Genomic DNA, 25,276 nt, shown 5'->3' on the forward strand with positions numbered 1-25,276 from the left:
GAAATTCGATAAATTTAGCCGGATTGTCAGGAATTCGTGTCTAACTCAAAAAATGGGCTCCCACTGATCGAGCAAATTCACTACCTCAAATTTAAAATCGATTTCCCTAACCCTGTCTTTTTCGCCTTCACCCCCAAACACCAAAAATCTGTATCTTAGCGCAAATACTTTTGTATGTCTAAAAAAAAGAAAAATAATTCTTCTATCGTTCAGGTACTCACCCAAATGGTACTTGATGTATTTGAACAAAACGGCAATACGCCACTTAATTATAAACAGGTTTCTGCAAAATTAAACGTCCGCGATCCCGAATCGCGCGAGATTATATTTGATATTCTAAAAGACGAGGCTTTTAAATCTGTACTGAAAGAGGTTTCGCCCGGCAAATTCCAACTACTTGAACTAAAAACATTTATGGAAGGCCGTGTCGATCTGACGAACGACGGCTCGGCATTTATAGTTACCGATGATGAGTTGGAAAGCGACATTTTTGTTGCCCCGCGCAAGCTTCGCAATGCTTTGCATGGCGACCGCGTTAAAGTTTACGTATATGCCATTAGCAAAGGCAAACGTAAAGAAGGCGAGATCATCGAAATACTGCAGCGCGCCAAAATGGAGTTTACAGGAATTGTAAAACTATCCGAGCGTTTTGCATTTTTTATCCCCGATGACCGTAAAATGATGCATGACATTTTTATCCCGATGAGCGAGCTCAACGGTGCTAAAAATGGGATAAAAGCAGTTGCCGAAATTACCGACTGGCCGGCTGAGGCCAAAAACCCCATTGGAAGGATAAAACACATTTTAGGTGCACAGGGCGAGAATGACACCGAGATGAATGCCATCCTTGCCGAATATGGTTTTCCGTTATCCTTTCCGGCCGAGGTTGAACATGAGTCGGAGGAGATATCGGATGTGATCACCCCAGAAGAAATTGCCCGCAGAAGGGACTTCAGAGATATCACCACGTTTACTATCGATCCATTTGATGCCAAGGATTTTGACGATGCATTATCGTTTAAAATACTCGAGAATGGCAATTACGAAGTTGGTGTGCATATCGCCGATGTATCGCATTATATCATTCCTGATTCTGCCCTCGATAAAGAAGCATTTGATCGTGCTACTTCTGTTTACCTGGTTGATCGGGTTATCCCTATGCTGCCCGAGCGCCTTTCAAATGGCCTGTGCTCGTTGCGCCCTAAAGAAGAAAAGCTATGTTTTTCGGCAGTTTTTGAACTGGACGCGAATGCATTTATCCAAACCGAATGGTACGGCAAAACCATCATTTACTCAGACAGGCGTTTTACGTATGAAGAAGTTCAGGAAGTAATAGAAAACAAAGAAGGCGATTTTAAAGACGAGATCCTTAAACTAAATGCCTTAGCTTATAAACTACGCGACCGTAAATTTAAAAACGGCGCCATCAGCTTTGAAACTACCGAGGTTAAATTTAAGCTTGATACAGCAGGAAAACCAACCGGTGTTTATGTAAAAGAACGTAAAGATGCCCATAAACTGATAGAAGATTTTATGCTATTGGCTAACCGTAAGGTTGCCGAGCATGTAAGTAAAATGGGCAAAGGAAAACACAAATATACCTTTGTTTATCGCGCACATGATTCACCTAAACCAGATGCATTAGCCAATTTTGCGCAATTTGCTGCCAGGTTTGGCTATAAGATAAACACTAAATCGGATAAAGAAACTGCTAAATCGTTAAACTTCCTGATGGAAGATGTGGAAGGCAAAAAAGAACAAAATGTACTTACCCAACTGGCCATCAGGTCGATGGCTAAAGCTATATACACCACAAAAACCAGCAGCCACTACGGTCTGGCATTTGACCATTATACGCACTTCACCTCTCCTATTCGCAGGTATCCGGATGTAATGGTACACCGCCTGCTATTCCATTATTTAAACGGCGGACAATCGGTAAATGCAGAACATTACGAAAAGCTATGTTCCCACAGTTCGCAAATGGAAAAGAAAGCAGCTGACGCCGAACGTTCATCTGTTAAATACAAACAGGCAGAATATCTACGAGATCAGGTTGGCAACATCTTTACCGGCATTATCTCGGGAGTTACCGAATGGGGTATGTATGTAGAGATTATCGAAAATAAATGTGAGGGCATGATTCGTCTGCGCGATATATCCGACGATTTTTATACTTTGGACGAAAAAAACTATTGTATCATCGGTCAGCGGAAAAAGAAAATTTACCAGTTGGGCGATGAAGTGAAGATCAGGGTTAAAAATGTTGATTTGACCAAGAAGCAAATTGATTTTTCGTTAGTACAGGATTGATATTGAGTTGATTGGTTGATTGAGTTGGATTAAGTTGATTGGGTTTTGGTAACTCAATCAACTTAATCCAACTCAATCAACTTAATCAACTGTTAACTACAAAAATGAAACAACTTACAGAACTACATGCCATGGTGAGCAAGGCTGTAGACGAACTTACTTTTCCGGCATATCCTACCGATCTTTACGAACCTATAAGCTACATACTTTCGCTTGGCGGTAAGCGCCTGCGCCCTGCCCTGCTGCTAATGGCATGCGACCTGTTTGGAGGCGATGTTGAAAAAGCGATAGAGCCAGCGCTGGCAATTGAAGTGTTCCACAATTTTACGCTGATGCACGATGACATTATGGATAAAGCTCCCTTGCGCCGCGGTAAAATTACAGTACACGAAAAATGGAACGCCAATGTAGCCATACTATCCGGCGATGCCATGATGGTAGAAGCTAACAAATTCATGATGAAGGTTGACGATGCTATTTTGCGCCGGGTAATGGATGTTTTTAACGAGACAGCCACAGGTGTATGCGAAGGCCAACAAATTGACATGAGCTTTGAGCAGCGCAACAATGTACAGATAAACGAATACGTGGATATGATTCGGCTTAAAACCGCTGTGTTATTGGGCGGCACTTTAAAAATAGGCTCTATCATAGGCGGCGCTACAGTAGGAGATGCGCAATTATTATACGATTTTGGCGTAAACCTGGGTATTGCTTTCCAGTTACAGGATGATATACTGGATGTTTACGGCGACCCGGAAAAATTTGGTAAGCAGGTTGGCGGTGATATACTATCCAATAAAAAAACATATCTGCTGATAAAGGCGCTTGAACTGGCAAAAGACAGCCAGGCAACCGAACTTGAAAAGTGGCTAAATCTTGAAGAATTTACTGCCTCCGATAAGGTTGCAGCGGTAACAGCTATTTACGACAGTTTGAACATCAGAAATTATGCAGAAGATGCGATGCAAACCTATGCAGAAATGGCTTTTAATGCCCTGGATCAGATCAATCTGTCGGAAGATCGCCGCCAGTATTTAAGGCAGTTTGCCGATAATTTGTTGGTGAGGGAGTATTGATTATATTTAGGGAATGAAGAAGGTGAATATGACGGTTGCATCCTAACATAAAATACAATTTTGCCAAAATTATTTATTTAAGTGGCTTAGGCAAAAGAAGACAAACTATGAAAAAAATCGATCTTGTATCTGACTTTCAGAAAATATCGATCGTACAGATCCGAGAGGCTTACTTCAGGGAGCGTACAGAATCTGGAGAGTTAGTATTTGAAGTTGTGCTTTGGTCAGGATATTTCGGAATGATCTTAGATCTCTATCCTGACTATCAAGAATTACCGCGCGAAAGTATCATATACAAATATCGCTGGTCTGCTGACTATGAGTTTGACACTTGGGGTGATGAATTTAACGGGGAGGTGCAGGTGGATCGACTTGAATAATTCTACGATCATATGAAATCTCTCGTTATTACAGAAGAATTAAATGCGCAAAAAGAATATAATGCTATTCTTGAAATATGTGAATCGGCGATAAAGAATAAGAACAAACTATTCTTTATTGCCGATTATTAATGTTGTCGAAACCCAATTTTCTACAATATTTGTATATACCCTGTTGGCGTATCTTGAATAGTGAACTCTTATGGTTGACTTGAACGTTACAAAAAATTGTAAAAATGGAGGCAATATCAAACTTGTTTCGAGGCCATGGACATAGAGCTACAATTTATTTCAGATTAAGTGAATACGCCAAATAATGAAGAAAACATTACTCACAACATTGGCACTGCTCGCTGTAGTAGTATCCAGCGCCCAAACCCTAACATCCGGCGGCAAGCTTAAACCAGAGCAAGCCATTATGGATATACGCCATTACACCATCGCCTTGAATGTTGATCCGGTTCAGAAAACGATAGATGGTTATACAACCATTGATGTAATCATGGCGCAGCCCGCCAAAGTATTACTTTTTGACCTGTTGGACTCTTTAAAGATCAGCAACGTTTTGGTAAACGGAAAAAAGGAACCATTCACTTATCAAAACAACCTAATCACTATAAACACAACAAAAGAATTACCTGCCGGCAAGGCAAGCGTTAAAGTAGTATATGGAGGCAAACCCCATGTTGCCCGTCGCCCGCCATGGGATGATGGGTTTACCTGGACGAAAGATTCTACCGGGCATGCCTGGGTTGCCATTACAGCCGAGGGCACCGGTGGTAAACTCTATTTCCCCTGCAAGGATCACCCTTCGGATGAGCCAAATGAGGGTGTTGATATGATGATAACCGTACCTAAAGACCTGGTAGTTGCCGGGCCGGGCCTGTTGCAAAAAGTAACCAAAAGCGGTGATAAAGCTACTTACCATTGGAAAACCAATTATAGCATCAACAACTATAGCATCCTGTTTAATGTCGGCGATTATACCGTGGTAAGCAGGCCATATAAAACCGTTAATGGAACAACTGTGCCCATCCAGTTTTATGTATTAAAAGAGGATGCCGCTAAGGCCAACCGCCACCTGGATATTTTTGAGCAAACCATCAGCATACAGGAAAAATATTTCGGCGAGTACCCATGGGCCAAAGAGAAAATAGGCATAGCCGAAACGCCACACCTGGGTATGGAGCACCAAACCATGAATGCCTATGGCAACAAATTCAGGTACAGTAAACTCGGCGGAAAGGATTTTGACTGGCTGATGCATCACGAATTTGGCCACGAATGGTGGGGCAACAAAGTAACAGCCAAAGACTGGGCCGATTACTGGATCCACGAAGGTATTTGCACCTTTGGAGATGCCATGCCCATACGGGAATTGGAAGGCGAACAAGCCTATATTAAACACTTCCAGCAAGCTGCACTTTCATTTGGCAACAAAATTCCTTTGGTAATAGGAAAAGATATCGACGAAGAGGCTGCTTATAATGGTGATATTTATGGTAAAGGTGCCTTTTTCATGCATACTTTAAGATATGTCATGGGCGATAGCCTTTTCTTCCCAACTATTAAAAGTTTCGTTACAAGCCCTAAATACACCTACAATAACATGGTTACTACGGCCGACGTGCAGGAATATTTTAGCAAAGCCGCAGGTATCAATTTAAAACCCTTATTTGATCTCTATATTTATTCTGTCAATAAGCTCGAAGTTCATGTAACTGCAAAACGCGGTGATAAGTATTTAATTCAGCTTCAAAACATTGATATGCTATTACCAACTGACATTACTATCGATGGCGTCACTAAAAGGTATACGTTGGATAAAAAAGGAATAACGCTAACAAGTAAAACTATGCCGGTGATTGATCCGGATACTTATTATTTAAAGAAACTAATTATTGAATAAATGAAAAAGATACTGGTTACTGCTTTTTGCATAACAAGTACGTTAGCCGTCAAAGCGCAATCCACAGACTCGGTTAAATTAGAAGAGAAGACACAGCCTGACCAAGCACATTTCATTTCTGTTGAGCAACAACCAGAGTTTCCCGGCGGGAATGATAGGTTTCTTCAATTTATAGCCAGAACCGTGAGATACCCAATGAACAGTCTTAAGGCGGGTGTCGAAGGGAAAGTCTACGTACAGATCATGATCGAGGCAGATGGTACAGTAACCCACCCAAAGATCATCAGGAGTGTATCAAAAGAATTGGATGATGAAGCGATAAGGGTTGTAAGCAGTTCTCCACGTTGGAAACCTGGCATACAAAATAGCCAGCCAGTTAAATGCCTTTTTACTGTGCCAATAAGTTTTAGCATTGGCAAGATTAACGCGACACACTAAAACAAGAAATCCCCGATCAAACTGACCGAGGATCTCTTATGTCTATATAAAGCGTTTGCTAATTACTCAGCTGCTGCTTCTTCAGTATCAGCTTTTTTTGCTTTTGGGGCCGCTGCTTTTTTTGCTTTTGGTGCTTCTTCTTCAGTTGCTACCGGTGCTACTGCTACAGGCGCTGCTGCAACTTCAGTAACTGCTTCTGTAGCCGGAACTACTGAAACGTATGAACGGTTATCGGCCTTCTTGCGGAAAACTACGATACCTTCGGCTAAAGCGAATAAGGTATGATCTCTGCCGATACCTACGTTAACGCCTGGATTGTGTTTAGTACCACGCTGACGAACGATGATGTTACCTGCAATTGCTGGCTGACCACCGAAAATTTTGATACCTAAACGTTTGCTATGCGACTCGCGGCCGTTTCTGGAACTACCGGCCCCTTTTTTGTGTGCCATTGTTTATATCTTTTATGAGCTGATAAATCGGCTCGGTTTAAAACTTTAAATTATAATGTGATACCAGTGATCTCGATCTTGGTAAATTGTTGACGGTGACCGTTTTTCTTTTTGTAACCTTTTCTACGTTTCTTTTTGAAAACGATTACTTTATCACCTTTTAAATGAGACAAGATCTTAGCCGATACTTTAGCGCCTTTCAAATCAGAACCTAATTTGAATGAACCTTCGTTTTCTGCTAACAATACACTGTCAAATTCAATACTAGCGCCCTCGTCACCTTGTAACCTGTGTACAAAGATCTGCTGGTCTTTTGCAACCTTAAATTGCTGTCCTGCTATACTTACTATTGCGTACATGTTTGTTAATTATTGTTTTAAAATTCGAGGTGCAAATATAGGGATTGGTTATTTAATAAACAACAACGCCGCCTTTTATTTTTTCAGCCTTCTTTCTGCGGTTGTTAAACTTTGATCAATTTCTTTGATCAGCTGTTTATTGGCATCTATCAATTTAGGGTCGCCCGCAAAGTTCGAATCAAAAACAACCCGTTTGGTTTTGGTTTTATATTTAAACTCGATGATATAACGCACCGGTTTCTCTTTAACAGTATCTCCCCTCTCGTTCGATGGAAAATCCCAGAAACCCAGGCCGGCTGCCTTGTGGTGCAAATAGAGCAGGTCATTCTCAGTAAGCTTAACGTTTACCTTAACCAGCGAATCGCGCTTGTTAAGGTATTGGTAGTCGCCGGTGCTTGAGTTAAATTTATTAACCAATGAATCCTTCTCGCCATACTGGATCGATATGGACTGAAAATCAGCAAACCGGTAAGGCGCGTTTTTAATCATCATACCGTAGTAGTAAAAACAGTATAAAAGGAATGGAATAACGATTGTGGAGATGAGAAATATTTTTTTTGTTTTTGAAGACATATATTAATTAGTGAGTTAGCGAGTTAGTGAATTAGTGATTATTGAATTTAAAATTGGTTGTCATTTTTTATTGGTAGACACTGTTTTTCTTGACGCAGATACTATTTTAAGGATTTGATTGGCTTCGTCTAATAATAATATCAGATCCGACTTATTAACTATTTGAGCTTCAATTAGTACTTCCATCCAAAATGCCGATTCATCAGCTTCTTCAACAACTATCGACAGCTTGGCATAAAATTCGGCTTGCGACCTTGCCCGACAGGCAGCTCTATAATTCGCTCCTACAGATGAAGACGATCTGAGTAACTGCCTTCCAATTATCTTAGCTTCCTCTGTTTTTGGTAAAGTTTTGTAAAATCTAATATTATCTACAACAAACTTTTTTGTGCGAATTCTAAATGCCTCTGCAAAATCAATTTTTTCACTATTTATCATCAATTATAAAATATAGGATATCGGCCATAAGAGTAATTATTTGAATCAGCGATTAAAAAATCACGAATTCACTAGATCGCTAATTCACTAATTATCCAGTTCCCCTTCCCACTTGCTTACAACTGCAGTAGCCATGGCATTGCCCAAAACATTGGTTGCCGATCTACCCATATCCAGCAACGGATCAATTCCTATCAACAGGAACAATCCCGCCTCCGGAATATTAAACATTGATAATGTTCCTGCAATAACAACTAATGAAGCCCTTGGTACGCCCGCTACGCCCTTGCTTGTAAGCATCAGCACCAGCAGCATCGACAACTGGTGCCCGAACGATAAGTGAATATCGTACGACTGCGCCAAAAACAACGATGCAAAGGTCATATACATCATGCTGCCGTCCAAATTAAATGAGTACCCCAATGGTAATACGAAACTCACAATTTTGTTACTGCAGCCAAAACGCTCCAATTCCAGCAATACTTTAGGGTAAGCCGCCTCGCTGGTTGATGTACTGAATGCAATAAGCATAGCATCTTTTATGTTGCTTATTAATCTGAAAACAGGTTTGCGCAATACAATAAAGCCGGCCAGTATAATAATGAGCCAAAGCAACACTAACGAAAAGTAAAATTCGCCGATAAATATACCATAGGTTGATAGTACCCCTAAACCCTGCCGGGCAATTACCGCTGTTATAGCGCCAAACACGGCAACAGGGGCCAGTTTCATTACATAGCCGGTTATTTTTAATATCACATGGGCAATGGCATCCATAGCTTTGATAACTATTTTACCCTGCTCACCTACCGCCGCCGTGGCTATACCAAAAAACAAGGAGAACACCACAATCTGCAATATCTCGTTATCGGCCATCGATTTGATAAAGCTTGAGGGGAACACATGCCCGATAAATTCGGTTAGCGACAGTGCCGATTTCTTGATACCGGTACTTAAATGGCTGTCTGGCAACGGCAGGTGCATGGTTTTACCTGGTTCAAATAAGTTAACCAGCAGCATTCCTAATAATAAAGAAACTAATGTAGCGCTAACAAACCACAGCATCGTTTTGCCGCCTATCCGGCCTACTGCCTTAATATCGCCTACTTTTGCCACGCCAACCACCAGCGTTGTAAACACCAGCGGCGCCACAATCATCTTTATCAAATTCAGGAAAATCTTGCTTAAAATATTAAAGCCTTCCAGTTTATCCTCCCTTAAGGTGCTGTTTTCCTGCTGGGCTTTTACTTCCGTCTGCCTCAGTTTTTTTATGGATTTAAAAGCTTCTGTAGTAGTATCTGCCGATGCTAACAAGTTTTTATCGATGGCTTTAATATGCGCATCGGCTGTACTTATATTGGCATTAATTTTATTGATTACATTGGTGTTATAAATATAACCTACTATTACACCGGCGATAAGGGCTATAAAAATATACAGCGTAAGCTTACTTTTCTTTTGCATTGATTTTGATCAGTCGACAAAAATACGAATTACTTCCGCTAAAATTTGAAATTGCAAACATTCCGCATTACCATTTCAGTGTATTGCAGGCAAACAACCAACAATAGTTATAGTGCAGCTTAATATCTATTTACATCGGCAGAAAAAAGCAATCCTTTTAAAATAAAAAAGATGGGTAGCTCAATGCTATCCATCTTTTATTTACAACTTAATGTAAACCTCTAATTATTTCGCAACTTTTTTAGCTGGGATCAAAGGCACAATGATAACTGCTAAAAATAGGGCAACTTCTAATACGATTAACATGATCTTAATTTTTTAAATGATGATTGAATTGTTGATAGGGCTTGGTACCTTATTATTTCGCAACTTTTTTAGCTGGAATTAATGGTAACACGATAACTGCTAAAAATGCTGCAACTTCTAATACGATTAACATAGTTTTAATTTTTTAAGTGATTTATATAATTTATATATTATTATATAGCTTCAGGAAGTATATTGTTAATCGCGTAAATCCTTTATTTATATGAACTTAAGTGATAAACTTTTTCGGTCTCCCGAGCATTCATCGACTAAAAATATGCCATAAATCTACCCTCGTTTTTTAGGGTGTGAGAGGCCAAAAATAAAATTTGCCGTATTTTATATTTTATAAAAATTGAGATGTTATTTCGAAAAATAAAAAGATGCTTTGAGCATTCGGAAAAAAATAAGGCTTGTTTTTTGATTGTAAAATTCCGGATTAGAAAAAAACTAAAAGATCATGGTTTAAAAACATGACATAGCATAAAAACGGCTATATTGAACGATGAAAATTTAAAAATAAGCCCTAAAAGCATATTAACGATGAAAAAAATGATCAAATTTTGAATATTAAAGGAAAAATAGTGCTTATTGAATCCCATTTTTACCTCTTTAGCATTTTAATATTTTTTTTGTCAATTTGTCAGCGCACATGACAATCACCAATCTTACTGACAAAAAATCTTAAAAAAACCTGCCAATACGCTGTCAGGCAAGAGTTTTCTGTATCAAATAACGACTTACAATCTAAATTATGGCCATGCCAAACTATTTTTTGATCCGGAGCAAAACCGTCGGTATTTTAAACAAACTTGATGGGGAACTAATAAGCACCAGTTTATATGTGATCGGTATCAATAATAGGCAAAACAACCCCGGCCGTCGTTTTGGCATTAAACCAGGCACGGCAAAACAACAGAGCACAATATACAGGCGGGCAATAATAGCATAAGTATAAATACTGCGCGAAGCATTTATCAATTGTATTTAAACAATTAACTAACAAGCATATTCAATAAATATCCCGGCAGCAAATAACCTGCATTAAATCTTGCTTGCGTTATTGCTTTATTATATTTTTGAAATATGAAGCATATATCTATCTTAATACCAAAGGGGGCAATTTTAGGTAGCCTGGAAGGCTCGCGCCAGTTATTTACCCAGGTAAACCAATTTTTTTTATCGATGGGAAAAGAGCCAATTTTTAAAGTTGAGTTGGTTGGCCTGCAAGCTGAAACGCCCATCAGCGGCGGTTGCTTTACTGTAAATGCCCATCTTTTAATGACGGGGGTAAAAAAAACCGACCTGATCGTTATCCCTGCACTTGATGGCGAAATAACGAGTGCTATTGAAAATAATAAGGAATTTATTCCATGGATCATAGATCAATATAAAAACGGCGCCGAAATTGCCAGTTTGTGTATGGGGGCTTTTTTGTTGGCTTCTACAGGGTTGTTAAAAGGTAAAAGCTGTGCTACCCATTGGATGGCTGCCAACCAGTTCCGTACCATGTTTCCGGACGTAAACCTGGTGACTGAAAAAATCATTACCGATGAACAAGGCATTTACTCCAGCGGTGGGGCATTCTCGTACCTTAACCTGATACTATATCTCATCGAGAAATTTGCCGGCCGGGATATGGCTATTTTAAGTTCGAAAGTATTTGCTATCGAAATGGAACGTACCAACCAATCGCCATTCATTATTTTCCAGGGACAAAAGGATCATTCAGACGATCCGATAAAGAAAGCCCAGGAATTTATTGAGAAAAACTATTCAGAAAAGATAAGCGTTGAACAGTTGGCATCTATGTTTGCCTTAGGCAGGCGAAACCTGGAGCGTCGCTTCAAAAAAGCAACATCCAATACAGTAGCCGAATACATTCAGCGGGTTAAAATTGAAGCGGCCAAAGTAAGTCTGGAAACATCGCGCGATAACGTAAATGAGGTTATGTATAACGTTGGATACACAGATAATAAAGCTTTCCGCACTACATTTAAGCGCATTACGGGCCTGTCGCCTATTGATTACAGGAATAAATACCAGCGGCAGCATTCTAACTAACTGATGGCCTCTGCATTTAATGCCATTTAGCTATTCGCATTGAACTGATTGTTGAACTTATTCTGCAACCCCTTGTGGATGTTAGAAAAGTTCTGTTTACAAGCCCGATCTTTTAAAAAACTGTTGAATAGTATCCGGCCTGGTCATTAAAAGTGTTTGAATGCCCAGTTTTTCGGCGCCAGCCAGATGCTGCGGACTATCATCAATAAACAAAGTTTCGGCCGGATTAAGATTATTTTCATCCAGCACAAGTTGGAAGATCCTGGCTTCGGGCTTGCGCTTGCCCATGAGATGCGAGTAATATGCCTTTTCAAAAAGATGGCCGTTTCCATCAAAACCAAAATCTTTTTTAAGATATGCCATGATGTGATCATAGTGAATTTCATTAATATTACTCAATAAAAATGTGCGGTATTTTGCTTTCAAATCCAGCAGCAATTCATGGTTGCCCGGCTCAATTCCGAGCAACATGCTATTCCACGCGCCGTTTATTTGGTCGTCGGTAAGGCTGCGATTGCCCGATTTTTGCCTGATATAGTCCCTAAACTCCTCCGCAGACACCTCTCCCCTGTCAAATTTATCAAAAATTTCGTCCTGCTGCTTATGGCCAAAAAACTCGGCAGCATTACTGATACCCAACTGGTTCCAGCCTTGCTGGGCCATTCTGAAATCGATATTAAAGATAACGTTACCGTAATCGAAGATGATATTTTTGATATTTTGCATAAAGGGTTTTGTTATTTGCCTGCAAATATGTAAAATTGCACCCGTTAAATAAACACAAATAACCGCGCCTATAGCTCAGTCGGTTAGAGTAGAAGACTCATAATCTTTTGGTCCCTGGTTCGAGCCCAGGTGGGCGCACAAAACGGCATTTTTGCCCAATGATGATCCCTGTAAATTGCTGATTTACAGGGATTTTGCTTTTTTAGCAATCCTTCTCAATCCTTCTGAATACACCACTTAAACGAGTAAAACGACCAACGGATTTCGCTTTTTATTTTTGTTCGCTTTTATGAGCTAATTATTTGTTTTACAGATACTTAACCCAGTGAAATGTGCACTCAAAAGGACTCAGAAATACTGAAAGTGGCGCACGATCCGGTGAGTAAAAATTAGCGAATTCAAGCTGTAATTAATCATTTATTCATCTAAAAACTGTTAAAAATGAGAACAGCACAGTCATTTGGTGTACACTTCACCGTCAAAAAGGAAAGGGCAAAGGAAGGAATTGCCAGCATTTATGTGGTTATTACGGTCAATAAAGACAAAACCCTCTTTGCACTCAAGCGGCAAGTCCAGGTAGAACATTGGAACAAGGGTCATGGCGGCCTTAAACCAAAGACTCCTGACGCCCAGGAAACCAACGCTTACCTGGATGAGGTCAAATTTACTATCACGACCTATTATCAGCAATTGCGCCTGGAGGGAAAGGAAATCACGCCATTATTACTTAAAGCCTGCTTCCTGGGAGAAGATACCGAAGAAACCTACAACCTCAGCGCGCTGATGGACTACCATAATGAAACCGCTTCGGCGGCACTAACCTGGAGCACCCTTAAACATTATGCGGTAACGCGGCGCTATCTGGAAAAATTCCTGGTCGCCAAATACAAGACCACTGACATCCGCGTCAAAGACATCGATTATAAGTTTATTATAGACTTTGAAACTTTTTTGCGGAACTATAAACCTGCTGATCATCACCAGCCGCTCAATAACAATGGTGTGATGAAACACCTCATCCGCTTACGCAAGATGACCACGCTTGCTTTTAAACTGCAATGGATCAACCGTGATCCGTTTAAGAATTATAAGTTCCGTTATAAAAAGGTGGAAACCGCTTTCTTGTCCAGCGCGGAATTGAAGGCGATTGAAAAACATGAGTTCGCCTCGGAATCATTGATCACTATACGCGATTACTTTCTGTTCGCCTGTTATACCGGCTTGTCCTTTGTCGACCTCATGAATTTGCAGGAGCGTAATGTGGTCAATGGCGAGGATGGCGAAAAATGGTTAAAGCTCTTCCGTCAAAAAAGTAACGAGCCAACCAATATCCCCTTATTGCCGCCGGCTATGGCCATCCTGAATAAATACAAGGACAACCCAAGGTCAGTCATAATGGGAACGATATTTCCTACTATTACCAATCAGAAAGTAAACATGCACCTGAAAGAAGTAGCCAAAATCATCGGTATCCGGAAAACGCTCACTTTCGGCGTTGCCCGCCACACGTTTGCGACGACCATCACCTTAGCCAATAACGTCCCCATCGAAACCGTCAGCAAAATGATGGGCCATACCAAGATCGCTACGACGCAGATCTATGCCCGTGTGCTGCTCAAAAAGATCAGCGACGATATGAGCGTGCTGAAAGAAAAATTGAAGCCGGAGCCCAAACGTCCGGCGGAACGAAAATCAAATGTTAAACCGGGGACTAAACGTATAAGCTAATGGAACAGTTAACCAATGATAAACTTTTCCGGTCAGTCCGGGAACTGATCGAAAAATCACGGAGTGAGATCGTCCGGAACGTGAATACGGTGATGGTCTTCACTTACTATCATATAGGGGAAATGATCGTCAAAGAAGAGCAGGCCGGTAATCAGCGGGCCGCTTATGCGGAAACCATCGTCAAAGACCTCAGCGAAGCGCTGACGCGTGAATACGGCAAAGGTTATTCGCATCGTAATCTGGACTATTTCAAAAAGTTCTACTTGTTATACCAGGAACGAATTGCGCAATCACTGATTGCGCAATCTGATACCGCTGTGAATATTCCGCAATCACTGATTTCGTTTTCTGGCTTGTTCAAAATAAGCTGGACACATTACATCCAGTTAATGAAGATTTCCGATCCCGGTGAGCGGGAATTTTATGAACAGCAATCGGTAACGAATAACTGGTCCGTCCGGGAATTGCAGCGCCAGTACAATTCCTCCCTGTTCGAGCGGCTGGCCTTAAGCCGCGATAAAAAAAGCGTACTGGATGGTGCGGAGGCAGGGCAAACAAGCCAGGAGCCGGTTCAGGCGTTGAAAAGCCCGTTCGTACTGGAGTTTTTGGGCTTAAAGGAGGACAGTGGTTATTCGGAGAATGACCTGGAAACTGCCATTATTAATAAACTGGAGCACTTTATGCTGGAATTGGGTAAAGGCTTTTTGTTCGAAGGACGTCAGCGGCGCATCACACTCGACGGCGACCATTTCTGGGTAGACCTGGTTTTCTACAACAGGTTATTAAAATGCTTTGTCCTCTTTGACCTGAAGATCGGTAAACTCACGCACCAGGACATCGGTCAAATGCAAATGTATGTCAATTACTATGACCGTAAGATCAAACAGCCGGAAGAAAAGCCGACTTTAGGAATCATACTTTGTAAGGAGGATAACCGCGCCGTAGTCGAATTCACACTGCCGCTGGACAACGAGCAGATATTCAGCCGGGAATATAAACTCTACCTGCCAAGCAAAGAGGAACTCAAAAAACAAATCGAATAAAATGGAAACATCAAAGAAAGACACCGTCCTCATTGACTTAAATAATATCGGTGCTATTATTCACCGGGCGAGGCCGGATAAAGCAACAACGCAGGAACAACTGGCTGGGGCATAATCAATAAAATTGAAACGGAGGCAGATAATGTGAAGATCTCTGTAATCAGAAAATTGATTGAGGCCGTGCTGGGTGGCCGAATGCAATTAACCGTTCAGGAGTGATCGTAATTAACCCATATGAGGTGTCGCATTTTGCGACACCTCAATTTGAAGCAAAAATCAAAATCGAAGAAAATTCAAGATATCACAATTCGTAATCTCTTATAAATACCTGAAATTGGCCCAAAAACGATAATATTTCTTCTGTTACAAGTTGTACGCCGTCTTCAGGAACATTTTTACGGATTGTGGCTCTCTGCACAGTAAAAGTTTCAGATCTAATGATGGAAAGTCGAACTCACCGCGTTTCAAGGCGTTACAAAATAACATTACACCCTTCAGAAATCTGTCCGGAACCCCCTGAGCCTGAACTTGGCGCAGGTAATCCTCTGAGGAGACGTCCTTATACGTCATATTTTTACCGGATAATTCGCTCATGATCGCCGCAACGTCCTGAAATGAAATGGAAACGGGGCTGCTCAAATCGTATGTTTTATTCTCATGACCGGCGGAGGTTAACACGATAGCGCCTGCAGCGGCTAAATCCGGTCGGGTGGCGTAAGACGAGCGGCCGTTCCCAGCCGGAAGGACGATCGAGCCGGTTTTTAACACCTCGCTTCCCATAAAAAGAGGAAGCAATTCTGTATATAAGCTATGCTTCAGGATAGTAAAGGTAATGCCGGTACTTTTGATCAGGGCATCAGTTTGCCAATGTGCGTCGCCAGTCAATAAAGAATCCATGTTATCTGATTTACGATGAGCGCTGGTATAAATTAAGTGTCCCACGCGGGCCTCGACTGCTGCATTGACCACATTCGTATGTTGTCCAAAGCGATCTTCCTTATCGTTGGAAGAAATGAAATACAATTTCTCGGTATTTTGAAAAGCAGATAATAAGGACCTATAGTCGTTATAATCACCCTGCAGAACCCGTATTCCCTTATCTTTCCAATCATCGGCCTTTTCAAATTGGCGCACCAGGATGGAGATATCATTTCCACTTACTTTCTTCAGCAATTCATCAACAACTAATTTGCCTAATTGCCCGGTTGCACCGGTTATCAATATTTTATTCATATATACTATGTTCTATTACAGGGCACAAAATTACTTACCTTTAGTCTTTAATAATCCCTGGTTACCTCAACGTAAGCACTAACGTCGGGGTTAGCAGGCGCCCGCAAATGAAATGGAAACACAAATAACAGAACGAGTAACTATACCTTCGCCGCAACAATGCACCGCCAGTTTGGCCGCCGTTACCGATGCTCTGTATGTAATTGGGGGAAAATGGCGGCTACCGATTATCATCAGCCTTTCTGAGGGAAATAAAAGGTTTAACGAACTGCAAAGAACGGTTACTAATATATCGGCCAAAGTGCTGTCTAATGAGTTAAAGGGACTGGAAATCAATGGCTTTATCAAAAAAACAAATATTCCGGGGAACCCGGTGGTTGTAGAATACGGGCTGACAGGTTACAGCGATACGCTGTATGATGTATTGAAAGCGCTGAGCGAATGGGGAACGATGCACAGGAATAACATCCGAAAGACTTTCTAATGGATACGCTTTTCAGCAATCAATTGAGCAACCGGTAATCGTGCGGTGATTGTCCAACCTTCTGTTTAAAGAATCGTGTAAAGTGCTGCGGATATTTAAATCCAAGATCGTAGGCGATCTCGCTAATAGATTTGCCAGTGCCGGCCATCTGCTCTTTCGCTTTGTTAATCAGCTTCATTTGAATATATTCCTGGGCAGATTGCCCTGTTTCTTTCTTGATCAGGTCACCGAAATACTTGGCTGACAAATGAAGTTCTTGGGCACAATAAGCAACTGTTGGTAAACCAATATGACCAGGTTTTTCTGAAGTAAAGTAATCATCCAGCAGGGCTTCGAACCGTGTAAGGACATCTTTGTTCAGATGCTCGCGTGTAATAAATTGCCGGTCGTAAAACCTGTTGCAGTAATTGAGCAATAATTCAATGCTGCTCACAATTAATTTCCGGCTGTGTTTGTCAATTGGATGTGCCAACTCATAACTTATCTTGCCAAAGCATTCCAGCAATAACTCTTTTTCGCGGCCCGAGACGTGAAGCGATTCCCTGACATCATAGGAAAAATAATGATAATCATTAATTGTTCTGCCAAGCGAAGTTCCTCTGATGAGGTCAGGGTGAAAAGCTAGTGCCCAGCCGTTGGGTTGTATAGTCATGCCCTGGTCTTCATCAAAGCCGGCGAGTTGCCCGGGCGCTATAAATACGAGCGATTCCCCCTGGTAGTCATAGTGGCTTCGCCCATAACGCAGGTCAGCGCATTTTTCTTCTTTTAAAAAAACAATGTAGAGCTCTGAGATGAATTTCGAGATAGTAATCGGCTTCGATTTGGACTGATCCAGCACCGTGACGAGCGGATGCAGAGTTTGGTGTCCCCGCTCCGTATTAAATTGTGTCACACTTTGAAGCTTTTCGGCTAATTCCACAGCTTTGTGTTTTTTTATTTATTCAAAACTACAACAAGATTTTCAACACCTGTGTAACCGCCCTCAAAATCAGGAATAATGGTATTTATTTCAGGAATATGTATAAGTACCGCGTTAAAAAATAGCCTCACCTTTGAATCATTAATTAAAATTCCATGCAAATAAAACGTTTTGTACTGTCTGTATTAATACTCTTTGCCGTCACAAACTACGTCTTTGCACAGACGGTGACAGACACTGTACAGAAAAAAAAGAAGAAGTACCAGGCAAAAGCGCCGGAAACCATACCCTTTGGTAAGGAGGCTTTTGCTGCCTCAAAGAACACAACGGTACGTTGGTTAGGCATGGCTGGTTTTCTGGTAAACAGCCGTGGTACAACCTTTATGATAGATCCCTTGCTGGAAGGGTATGACATGCCATTATTAATGAAGTTTCCGATCTTGCCCAAAGACGTTCCGCATTTGGACGCAATTATGGCAACACATAGTGATAACGACCACTATAGTGTTGCAACTTTCAAAGATTTGTCGGCCGTTACAGGCGAATACCATTCTACCATCTACGTTGATTCCCTAATGAGAAATGAGGGGCTTCATTCTTTTGGACATAAAATTGGAGGAACCTTTAAGTTTGGGAACACGGTATGTAAATTGATACCGGCAGACCATGCCTGGCAAAATTCGTATAAGGGAGCAAGCAACAGGCATTTCGAGCCTGGAGATGCCTGCGGTTTCTGGTTTGCTACTCCTGATGGTACCATCTACGCGACGGGAGATTCGCGCCCAATGGAAGAACAGCTGCACATGCCCGCCCCCGATGTTATTCTGTTAGATTATTCAGAAGACGCACAATGGCATCTTGGATTGGAGGGCTCGGCTAAATTGCTGAATGCGTATCCAAACGCAATTGTGTTATTGGGTCACTGGGGCTTCGTCGATGCGCCGGATTTTGCACCGTTCAACGGAGATCCCGCAAAGCTGATGAAACTCGTGGTCAATCCCGGGAGAATTAAAGTGCTAGCACCGGGTGAGCCATTTAAGCTCAAGTCCTTAAAAAAGAATTAGAGAATCTCGAATATACCCCAATTTTTAATTGTAAACCATTTATCCGCTATGCGATGCTTAATATTTGAAACAATTGCCACTGTAAGCCTGCTCACGTGCAGCATGATGGCTTTCGGCCAGGACAATAAAAGCCAACCAATTGCCATACGCGATGCCCCCAAGCTACCGGACTACATTGAAAAGCCTGCCGATGCTTCGGGCATATTTGCCATTTATGGCTCAAACGGGGTTCCGCCGGGTTCCGAAAAATGGGCTTTACATGAACAGACAAGTCATACTCCCGGTGACAAGATGGTAAGGAACGTCGTAATCCCGACGGTCACTGTATTTAGACCTGAGGAAGGAACTGCCAATGGAACAGCACTGGTTATTGCGCCAGGGGGCGCTTTTCACGTATTGATGATGGACAATGAAGGTTATACGATGGCAAGATGGGCTACAAAATTAGGAATGACCGCTTTCGTACTTAAATACCGGGTACAGCATACCCCTGCAGATGATGCCGAATGGCAAAAATTCGCGGCGAAAACCTTCAGCGAATTGCCGAAGGTCAGCATGGGGGAAATTTATCCGCCAATGAGCCATCCCGGCGCTGAAGAGGCACGGTTATGGGGTGAGGAAGATGCCAGGCAGGCAATAAGATTTATACGTCAGCACGCTAAGGATTTTTCAATAGACCCTCATAAGATCGGCACTATGGGTTTTTCTGCCGGCGGGGGAATTTCGGTTAACGCTGGTTTACGGTCTGACAGCCTCAGCCGACCTGATTTTATTGGGGCTATTTATGCAGGTTACAGAATTGTAAGCCCTGTTCCCCAAAACGTGCCGCCATTGTTTATAGCGATTGCGAACGATGATAAAAGCGTAGCACCAATATCGTCGGCAAGGCTTTTCGAGGATTGGCATAAGTTGGGGCAATCGGTCGAATTGCATATTTTCTCAAGCGGAAGCCATGGCTTTGGAACGAAACATCAAAATAAATTATCAGATCAATGGATGGATTTATTCAAGAATTGGCTTTCCTATCAGGGTTTTCTGTCCGGAGCTATCAACAAATAAATAATGCTTTTAAAACAGCAAGTCAACGACAATGAAAAAACTGCTTTATTTGACCATTGTCCTCCTTATAACATTCGCCTGCGCGGATGCATTGAAAGCGAATGCGCAGACCATTACGAGCTCGACAAGCGATAATAAGGACCGGGAAAGACAAAAAAATATCGAAGCTGATAACATTTTAATAAACGTTTTTGAAACCGGGGATGTAAGTAAGCTCGATGCTGTGATCTCACCTGATTTTTATAATCACACTGGAAATCAAAGGGGTATCGATGCCTTGAAAATAAGTATCGGTCAGTTTCATGGCCGGATGAAAACCGTAAAAACAGAATTGATCAGGCAATTTGCCGATGACGAATATGTCTCCGACTGGATACGTTATACCGGTTCCGATCCGGTAAATGTCATCGAGGGCATGGAGGTAACCAAGTATCTGAATGGAAAAGCAATTGAACATTGGTTCTTTCCGTACAACCTGAAGCTTGCAAATTAAATCAACTACCAGCAATCATTTACGGCTGTTGGAAAATACTGATGCTCAGGCAGCGCCAAATAACGATAAATAGAAAAGTGGCATCAACTGGTAATGCTAACGGTGAAAAACCCAAACGCTAAAATATAGCTTATGAAAGAGTTATTGAAAGCTAACCAGCAAAGACTGACTGATTCCGCCTTATTGATCGCCCGCGTGGTGATCGCCGGCATGATGTTAAATCACGGCCTTCCGAAGGTACCTATGCTGCTGAACGGACCTGTAAAATTTTTTACCGTGTTCGGCATGTCTCCATCGGTTTCACTGACGCTCACCCTGTTTGCCCAGGTGGTGTGCTCTGCGCTGGTTTTATTCGGCATCGTGACGAGGTTGGCGCTGGTACCCCTGATCGCTACCATGCTGGTGGCACTTGTCGTCATCCATCGCGGAGAACCGTTTGCCAGAATGGAGCCGGCATTGCATTTTTTGCTGGTGTATATCGTCCTTTTTTTGACAGGCCCCGGGAAATATGCTGTGGACCGGTTAATTCAAAGAGCAAATCATCCCGATCGGTCCTAAACGCAATTTTAAAAATGTTTGCTTATTCATAAGTGCATTTATTTACCGCAAATCTGATAAAGATCATGAAAGACTCCAATAAATTGAACATTACACGGCGGGAGATGATCGTCGGGACGGCTGCGGTTCTGACCGTTACGCTGACATCCGGCACAATAGAAAAGGTTGCAGATGTTGCAGGAAAGCCAGAACCAACGTTGGTGCAGCATGATGTCACATTCAGTGTAAACGGGAAGAGGGTTGAATTGATGCTGGATACCCGGGCAACGCTGCTGGACACATTACGGGAACATTTGAACCTGACGGGTACAAAAAAAGGCTGTGACCATGGTCAATGTGGTGCATGTACTGTGCTGGTAAATGGTCTGCGCATTAATTCTTGCCTGTCCCTGGCGCTGCAGCACGAGGGAGATGACATTACTACTATAGAGGGGCTCGGGACGCCGGATAGATTACATCCTATGCAGGCCGCCTTTATCAAATATGACGGATATCAATGCGGTTATTGTACACCGGGGCAAATTTGTTCGGCTGTGAGTGTATTGAAGGAGATTAAGGCGGGCATTCCAAGCCATGTCACCCTGGATTTGAATACTCAGCCGGTGATCAGTAACATGGAGTTTCGTGAAAGGATGAGCGGAAACATCTGCCGTTGCGGAGCCTACTCCAATATTGCCGAAGCGTTTGCAGAAGTTGCCGGCAACTCCTGAACAGTTTATCAAAAATAAGCTTTAATCAAAAGGAAACTATGAAAGCGTTCACCTATGAAAGAGTTCACACGCCTGCTGAAGCAGCGGCCGCAGCGGCCCGTGTGCCCGGTGCCAAGTTCATTGCCGGCGGAACCAATTTGCTTGATCTGATGAAATTACAGATCGAAACACCCATGCATCTCGTCGATATCGGAAAGCTGCCATTAGATCATATTGAACCCACTCCTGATGGCGGCATACGCATCGGCGCTATGGTTAGTAACACGAACCTTGCTGCCGATACAAATATCAGGCGTGATTATGGGCTGTTATCCCGCGCACTGTTGGCTGGCGCGTCCGGACAACTGCGCAATAAAGCCACTACTGGCGGAAATTTGCTTCAGCGCACACGTTGCCCTTATTTTTATGATACCAACCAGGCCTGCAATAAACGCACTCCCGGAAGTGGCTGTGCCGCGATCGGAGGTTTCAGCCGCTCGCTTGCCGTTATCGGTTCGAGTAACGCCTGCATTGCCACACATCCCAGCGATATGGCAGTAGCGATGATGGCGCTCGACGCCGTGGTCGAAACAATAAACGCCAAAGGAAAGGTCAGAAAAATCCCACTCGCTGGGTTTTACCGTTTGCCAGGAAATACACCACATATTGAAACTACACTCTCCAAAAACGAATTGATCACTTCCGTAGTCCTTCCTGCACCAATTGGAGGTAAACATGTTTATTATAAGGTTCGCGACCGTGCGTCTTATGCCTTTGCATTGGTTTCAGTAGGCATGATCCTGCAAAAAGACGGCACCGGGCGTGTAGCGCTGGGCGGAGTGGCGGCAAGACCCTGGCGAGACCAGGAGGCAGAAAAAGTGCTGCCGGACGGCGCAAAAGCGGTGACGGCCAAACTTTTGGCCGGCGCCAACCCGACAAAAGAAAATGAGTTTAAGCTGGCACTGGTAGAACGGACGCTGGCGGGTGTTTTAAAAGAAGGGAGGAACTAATATGAAATTTGACAAACCTGCAGGGCCAAATCCCACTGACCGGCAAAGAGTTATCGGTAGGGCCACGGATCGTATTGAGGGGCCGCTTAAAACCACAGGCACGGCTAAATATGCCTATGAATATAATGAAGAGGTATCGGGGCCTGCTTACGGTTTTATCGTTGGCGCTGCTATAGGTAAAGGACGAATCGGGGCGATCCATCAATTGAAGGCTAAAATGGCTCCGGGTGTTTTGGCAATTGTTACCGCTGCTAACGCCGGGCCCTTGCAGCCGGGTAAGTTTTATGTGGACAAGATGCTGGCGGGACCGGAGATCGATCATTATCACCAGGCGGTTGCTATCGTAGTAGCGGAGACTTTTGAGCAGGCAAGAGCGGCCGCATCACTGTTAAAAATTGACTATATCGCGACCAAAGGATCTTTTGACCTGGAAGCGGCGAAAGATTCGGCAGTATCTCCTGAACCCAGAGAATTCCGCCCCCCTGCTCAAACATCCACCGGTGATTTTGAGGGTGCTTTCGCGATTGCAGCGGTGAAACTGGATGAAACCTATAAAACGCCAGACCAGTCACACGCCATGATGGAACCGCATGCTGCTATCGCCAAGTGGGAAGGCGATAAACTGACTTGCTGGTGTTCTGTTCAGCAGATCAATTGGGGAGTCCGCGACCTGGCCAATATCCTGGGAATACCAGCTGGAAACATCCGGCTCATCTCAAGCTACATTGGAGGCGGATTCGGCGGTAAAGGCACGGTGTTGTCTGATCTTGTGGCCGCTTCCCTCGGCGCACGGGCTACCGGCCGTCCGGTGAAAGTGACGCTGCAAAGACCGCTGGTTTTTAATAATACCACCCATCGCCCGGCAACGATCCAGCGAATACGTATCGGCGCAAACCCGGACGGTAAGATCACCGCCATGGGCCATGAAAGCTGGTCGGGAAATTTACGTGGCGGCCGGATTGAAGCCGCCACCGCATCAACAAAGCTGCTATACGCGGGTGCCAACAGGATGACCCACCTGCGTTTAGCTGTACTTGACCTTGCAGAGGGTAATGCAATGCGCGCCCCGGGAGAAGCATCAGGGATGATGGCGTTGGAGATAGCTATGGATGAGATGGCGGAGAAACTGCAAATGAATCCCATCGAATTCCGGATAAAAAATGATACCCGGGTCGATCCGGAAAAGCCTAGCCGCCCTTTTTCGACCCGCCTGCTGGTCGAATGCCTGCGAACCGGGGCCGAGCGTTTCGGATGGAAACAAAGGAACACTACGCCCGGAGCGGTGCGCGATGGCCATTGGCTGATCGGGATCGGCGTAGCTTCGGCTATCCGGGGTGCCCCAATCACTAAATCAGCTGCAAGAGTGCGGCTTGATCAAAATGGTACGGTTACAGTAGAAACCGATATGACTGACATAGGCACCGGCACGTATACCATCATTGCACAGACTGCAGCGGAGATGCTCGGTGTAGGTTTGGATAAAGTTGTCGTAAAACTGGGCGATTCCCATTTTCCTGAGTCGTCGGGTTCTGGTGGTCAATGGGGCGCAGCCTCGTCGACATCCGGCGTGTATGCAGCATGTGTAAAGCTGCGTGAGGAAGTCGCCAAAACATTTGAATTTAAAATTGAAGATACCCAGTTTGAGGGCGGCCGTGTGAGTTCGGGCGGCCGTAGTTTTCCGCTCGGTGATGCCGCACGTACAGCCGAATTGGTTGGTGAGGATCAAATGACCTATGGGGACCTGTCCAAACAATATGCACAGGACACTTTTGGTGCGCATTTCGCTGAGGTAGCGGTTAATGTTTATACCTGCGAAATCCGGGTAAGGAGAATGCTCGCAGTCGCGCACGCCGGCCGGATCTTAAATCCTAAAGCGGCCCGCAGCCAGATGATCGGCGCGATGACCATGGGCGTTGGCGCTGCACTGATGGAAGAACTGGTAGTGGATAAAAAAGCAGGCTTTTTTGTCAATCATGATCTCGCGGCTTATGAAGTGCCTGTTCATGCAGATATTCCGCACCTGGATGTGATCCTTATGGAAGATACTGACCCGACCATGTCGCCTATGAAAGCGAAAGGTATTGGTGAGTTGGGATTAGTTGGTGTGGCTGCGGCTGTTGCTAATGCAGTCTACAATGCGACCGGCGTGCGGGTACGCGACTATCCGATCACACTCGACAAGCTTTTGAAGAAAATTTCACTAAGTGGCTAAATGGGCTGTATGGTTATATCCCAATCTTCATTAAAGCAAGCTAGTTGTCCGGGCGCAATAAATATGAGCGATTCCCCCAGGTAATCATCCTGGCCTCGCCCAAAATCCAGGTCAACACATTTTTCTTCTTAAAAAACGATACAGTACTGAACTGGATTTCCAGCTAGTGACCGGCTTTGATTTGGACTGATCCAGTGCTGTGACGAGCGGATACAGTGTTTGTTGTCCCCGCTCCGTATTAATCGTGTCAGGTACTGAAGCCTTTGCGTAATCCACCGCTTTA

The 25,276-nt window shown here is 43.3% G+C and carries 24 protein-coding genes and 1 tRNA gene; 17 read left to right on the forward strand and 8 right to left on the reverse strand.

Annotated elements, in window-relative coordinates; all coding sequences use genetic code 11:
* Positions 1-174: 174 nt before the first annotated feature.
* From rnr to PQ469_RS13970, 5 genes are all read left to right on the forward strand, one after another.
* Complete coding sequence (rnr, locus tag PQ469_RS13950) at positions 175-2,313, forward strand: ribonuclease R (RefSeq protein WP_274213502.1); 2,139 nt, start codon at positions 175-177, stop codon at positions 2,311-2,313.
* Between the two features lie 104 nt (positions 2,314-2,417).
* Entirely contained in the window at positions 2,418-3,392 is a 975-nt protein-coding gene (locus tag PQ469_RS13955; protein WP_274213503.1) for a polyprenyl synthetase family protein, read from the forward strand.
* A 107-nt stretch (positions 3,393-3,499) separates the two neighbouring features.
* Positions 3,500-3,772: a hypothetical protein gene (locus PQ469_RS13960; protein WP_274213504.1), complete on the forward strand. Its 273-nt coding sequence runs from the start codon at positions 3,500-3,502 to the stop codon at positions 3,770-3,772.
* Between the two features lie 316 nt (positions 3,773-4,088).
* Complete coding sequence (locus PQ469_RS13965) at positions 4,089-5,681, forward strand: M1 family metallopeptidase (RefSeq protein ID WP_274213505.1); 1,593 nt, start codon at positions 4,089-4,091, stop codon at positions 5,679-5,681.
* Positions 5,682-6,119, forward strand: a complete 438-nt coding sequence (locus tag PQ469_RS13970; RefSeq protein ID WP_274213506.1) for an energy transducer TonB — start codon at positions 5,682-5,684, stop codon at positions 6,117-6,119. It abuts the gene before it with no gap.
* Between the two features lie 62 nt (positions 6,120-6,181).
* Here the strand turns inward: PQ469_RS13970 and rpmA are convergent, their stop codons facing one another.
* The 5 genes from rpmA to PQ469_RS13995 form a co-directional block, all read right to left on the reverse strand.
* A complete protein-coding gene (gene rpmA / locus PQ469_RS13975; RefSeq protein ID WP_274213507.1) occupies positions 6,182-6,571 on the reverse strand; it encodes a 50S ribosomal protein L27 in 390 nt (129 codons plus the stop codon).
* Between the two features lie 50 nt (positions 6,572-6,621).
* Entirely contained in the window at positions 6,622-6,930 is a 309-nt protein-coding gene (rplU, locus tag PQ469_RS13980) for a 50S ribosomal protein L21 (protein ID WP_090650782.1), read from the reverse strand.
* A gap of 75 nt (positions 6,931-7,005) precedes the next feature.
* Positions 7,006-7,422, reverse strand: coding sequence for a hypothetical protein (locus PQ469_RS13985; protein WP_255369864.1), 417 nt, complete (start codon positions 7,420-7,422; stop codon positions 7,006-7,008).
* 141 nt (positions 7,423-7,563) lie between these two features.
* Positions 7,564-7,941 (reverse strand): four helix bundle protein, encoded by a 378-nt coding sequence (locus PQ469_RS13990; protein WP_274213508.1) that lies wholly within the window; start codon positions 7,939-7,941, stop codon positions 7,564-7,566.
* A gap of 87 nt (positions 7,942-8,028) precedes the next feature.
* Positions 8,029-9,405: a dicarboxylate/amino acid:cation symporter gene (locus PQ469_RS13995; RefSeq protein WP_274213509.1), complete on the reverse strand. Its 1,377-nt coding sequence runs from the start codon at positions 9,403-9,405 to the stop codon at positions 8,029-8,031.
* 1,392 nt (positions 9,406-10,797) lie between these two features.
* Here PQ469_RS13995 and PQ469_RS14000 point away from each other — a divergent pair.
* Entirely contained in the window at positions 10,798-11,775 is a 978-nt protein-coding gene (locus tag PQ469_RS14000) for a GlxA family transcriptional regulator (RefSeq protein ID WP_274213510.1), read from the forward strand.
* 96 nt (positions 11,776-11,871) lie between these two features.
* On the opposite strand, the gene PQ469_RS14005 is transcribed toward PQ469_RS14000, so the two are convergent.
* Positions 11,872-12,501, reverse strand: a complete 630-nt coding sequence (locus PQ469_RS14005; protein WP_274213511.1) for an HAD family hydrolase — start codon at positions 12,499-12,501, stop codon at positions 11,872-11,874.
* Between the two features lie 64 nt (positions 12,502-12,565).
* Here PQ469_RS14005 and PQ469_RS14010 point away from each other — a divergent pair.
* The 3 genes from PQ469_RS14010 to PQ469_RS14020 all read left to right on the forward strand — a co-directional run bounded on the left by PQ469_RS14010 (position 12,566) and on the right by PQ469_RS14020 (position 15,272).
* Positions 12,566-12,639 (forward strand) — tRNA-Ile (locus PQ469_RS14010).
* Positions 12,640-12,942: 303 nt separating this feature from the next.
* Positions 12,943-14,229, forward strand: a complete 1,287-nt coding sequence (locus PQ469_RS14015; protein WP_274213512.1) for a site-specific integrase — start codon at positions 12,943-12,945, stop codon at positions 14,227-14,229.
* Positions 14,229-15,272, forward strand: coding sequence for a PDDEXK nuclease domain-containing protein (locus PQ469_RS14020; protein ID WP_274213513.1), 1,044 nt, complete (start codon positions 14,229-14,231; stop codon positions 15,270-15,272). Before PQ469_RS14015 ends, PQ469_RS14020 begins: the two co-directional genes overlap by 1 nt.
* Before the next feature lie 363 nt (positions 15,273-15,635).
* On the opposite strand, the gene PQ469_RS14025 is transcribed toward PQ469_RS14020, so the two are convergent.
* Positions 15,636-16,505 (reverse strand): SDR family oxidoreductase, encoded by an 870-nt coding sequence (locus tag PQ469_RS14025; protein ID WP_274213514.1) that lies wholly within the window; start codon positions 16,503-16,505, stop codon positions 15,636-15,638.
* 112 nt (positions 16,506-16,617) lie between these two features.
* Here PQ469_RS14025 and PQ469_RS14030 point away from each other — a divergent pair, with 112 nt between their 5' ends.
* Entirely contained in the window at positions 16,618-16,989 is a 372-nt protein-coding gene (locus tag PQ469_RS14030; protein WP_274213515.1) for a winged helix-turn-helix transcriptional regulator, read from the forward strand.
* A gap of 19 nt (positions 16,990-17,008) precedes the next feature.
* Here PQ469_RS14030 and PQ469_RS14035 read toward each other — a convergent pair whose 3' ends face one another.
* Positions 17,009-17,908, reverse strand: a complete 900-nt coding sequence (locus tag PQ469_RS14035) for a helix-turn-helix domain-containing protein (protein ID WP_274213516.1) — start codon at positions 17,906-17,908, stop codon at positions 17,009-17,011.
* Between the two features lie 155 nt (positions 17,909-18,063).
* On the opposite strand from PQ469_RS14035, the gene PQ469_RS14040 reads away from it, so the two are divergent.
* The 7 genes from PQ469_RS14040 to paoC all read left to right on the forward strand — a co-directional run bounded on the left by PQ469_RS14040 (position 18,064) and on the right by paoC (position 24,993).
* Positions 18,064-18,972: an MBL fold metallo-hydrolase gene (locus PQ469_RS14040; RefSeq protein ID WP_274213517.1), complete on the forward strand. Its 909-nt coding sequence runs from the start codon at positions 18,064-18,066 to the stop codon at positions 18,970-18,972.
* 48 nt (positions 18,973-19,020) lie between these two features.
* Positions 19,021-20,031 carry an alpha/beta hydrolase gene (locus PQ469_RS14045; protein ID WP_274213518.1) on the forward strand — a complete coding sequence of 337 codons (1,011 nt, stop codon included), beginning with the start codon at positions 19,021-19,023 and terminating at the stop codon, positions 20,029-20,031.
* 31 nt (positions 20,032-20,062) lie between these two features.
* Entirely contained in the window at positions 20,063-20,524 is a 462-nt protein-coding gene (locus PQ469_RS14050; RefSeq protein WP_274213519.1) for a nuclear transport factor 2 family protein, read from the forward strand.
* 132 nt (positions 20,525-20,656) lie between these two features.
* The gene (locus PQ469_RS14055; protein WP_274213520.1) at positions 20,657-21,082 is read left to right on the forward strand and encodes a DoxX family protein; all 426 of its coding nucleotides are present in this window, start codon (positions 20,657-20,659) and stop codon (positions 21,080-21,082) included.
* Between the two features lie 65 nt (positions 21,083-21,147).
* The gene (gene paoA / locus PQ469_RS14060; protein ID WP_274213521.1) at positions 21,148-21,792 is read left to right on the forward strand and encodes an aldehyde dehydrogenase iron-sulfur subunit PaoA; all 645 of its coding nucleotides are present in this window, start codon (positions 21,148-21,150) and stop codon (positions 21,790-21,792) included.
* Positions 21,793-21,830: 38 nt separating this feature from the next.
* Complete coding sequence (locus PQ469_RS14065) at positions 21,831-22,781, forward strand: FAD binding domain-containing protein (protein ID WP_274213522.1); 951 nt, start codon at positions 21,831-21,833, stop codon at positions 22,779-22,781.
* A gap of 1 nt (position 22,782) precedes the next feature.
* On the forward strand, positions 22,783-24,993 hold the full coding sequence (gene paoC, locus PQ469_RS14070) for an aldehyde oxidoreductase molybdenum-binding subunit PaoC (RefSeq protein ID WP_274213523.1): 2,211 nt from the start codon (positions 22,783-22,785) through the stop codon (positions 24,991-24,993).
* Positions 24,994-25,276 lie beyond the last annotated feature (283 nt).

It is taken from the genome of Mucilaginibacter sp. KACC 22773 (genome assembly GCF_028736215.1).
In the GTDB taxonomy this organism is placed as follows: Bacteria; Bacteroidota; Bacteroidia; order Sphingobacteriales; family Sphingobacteriaceae; genus Mucilaginibacter.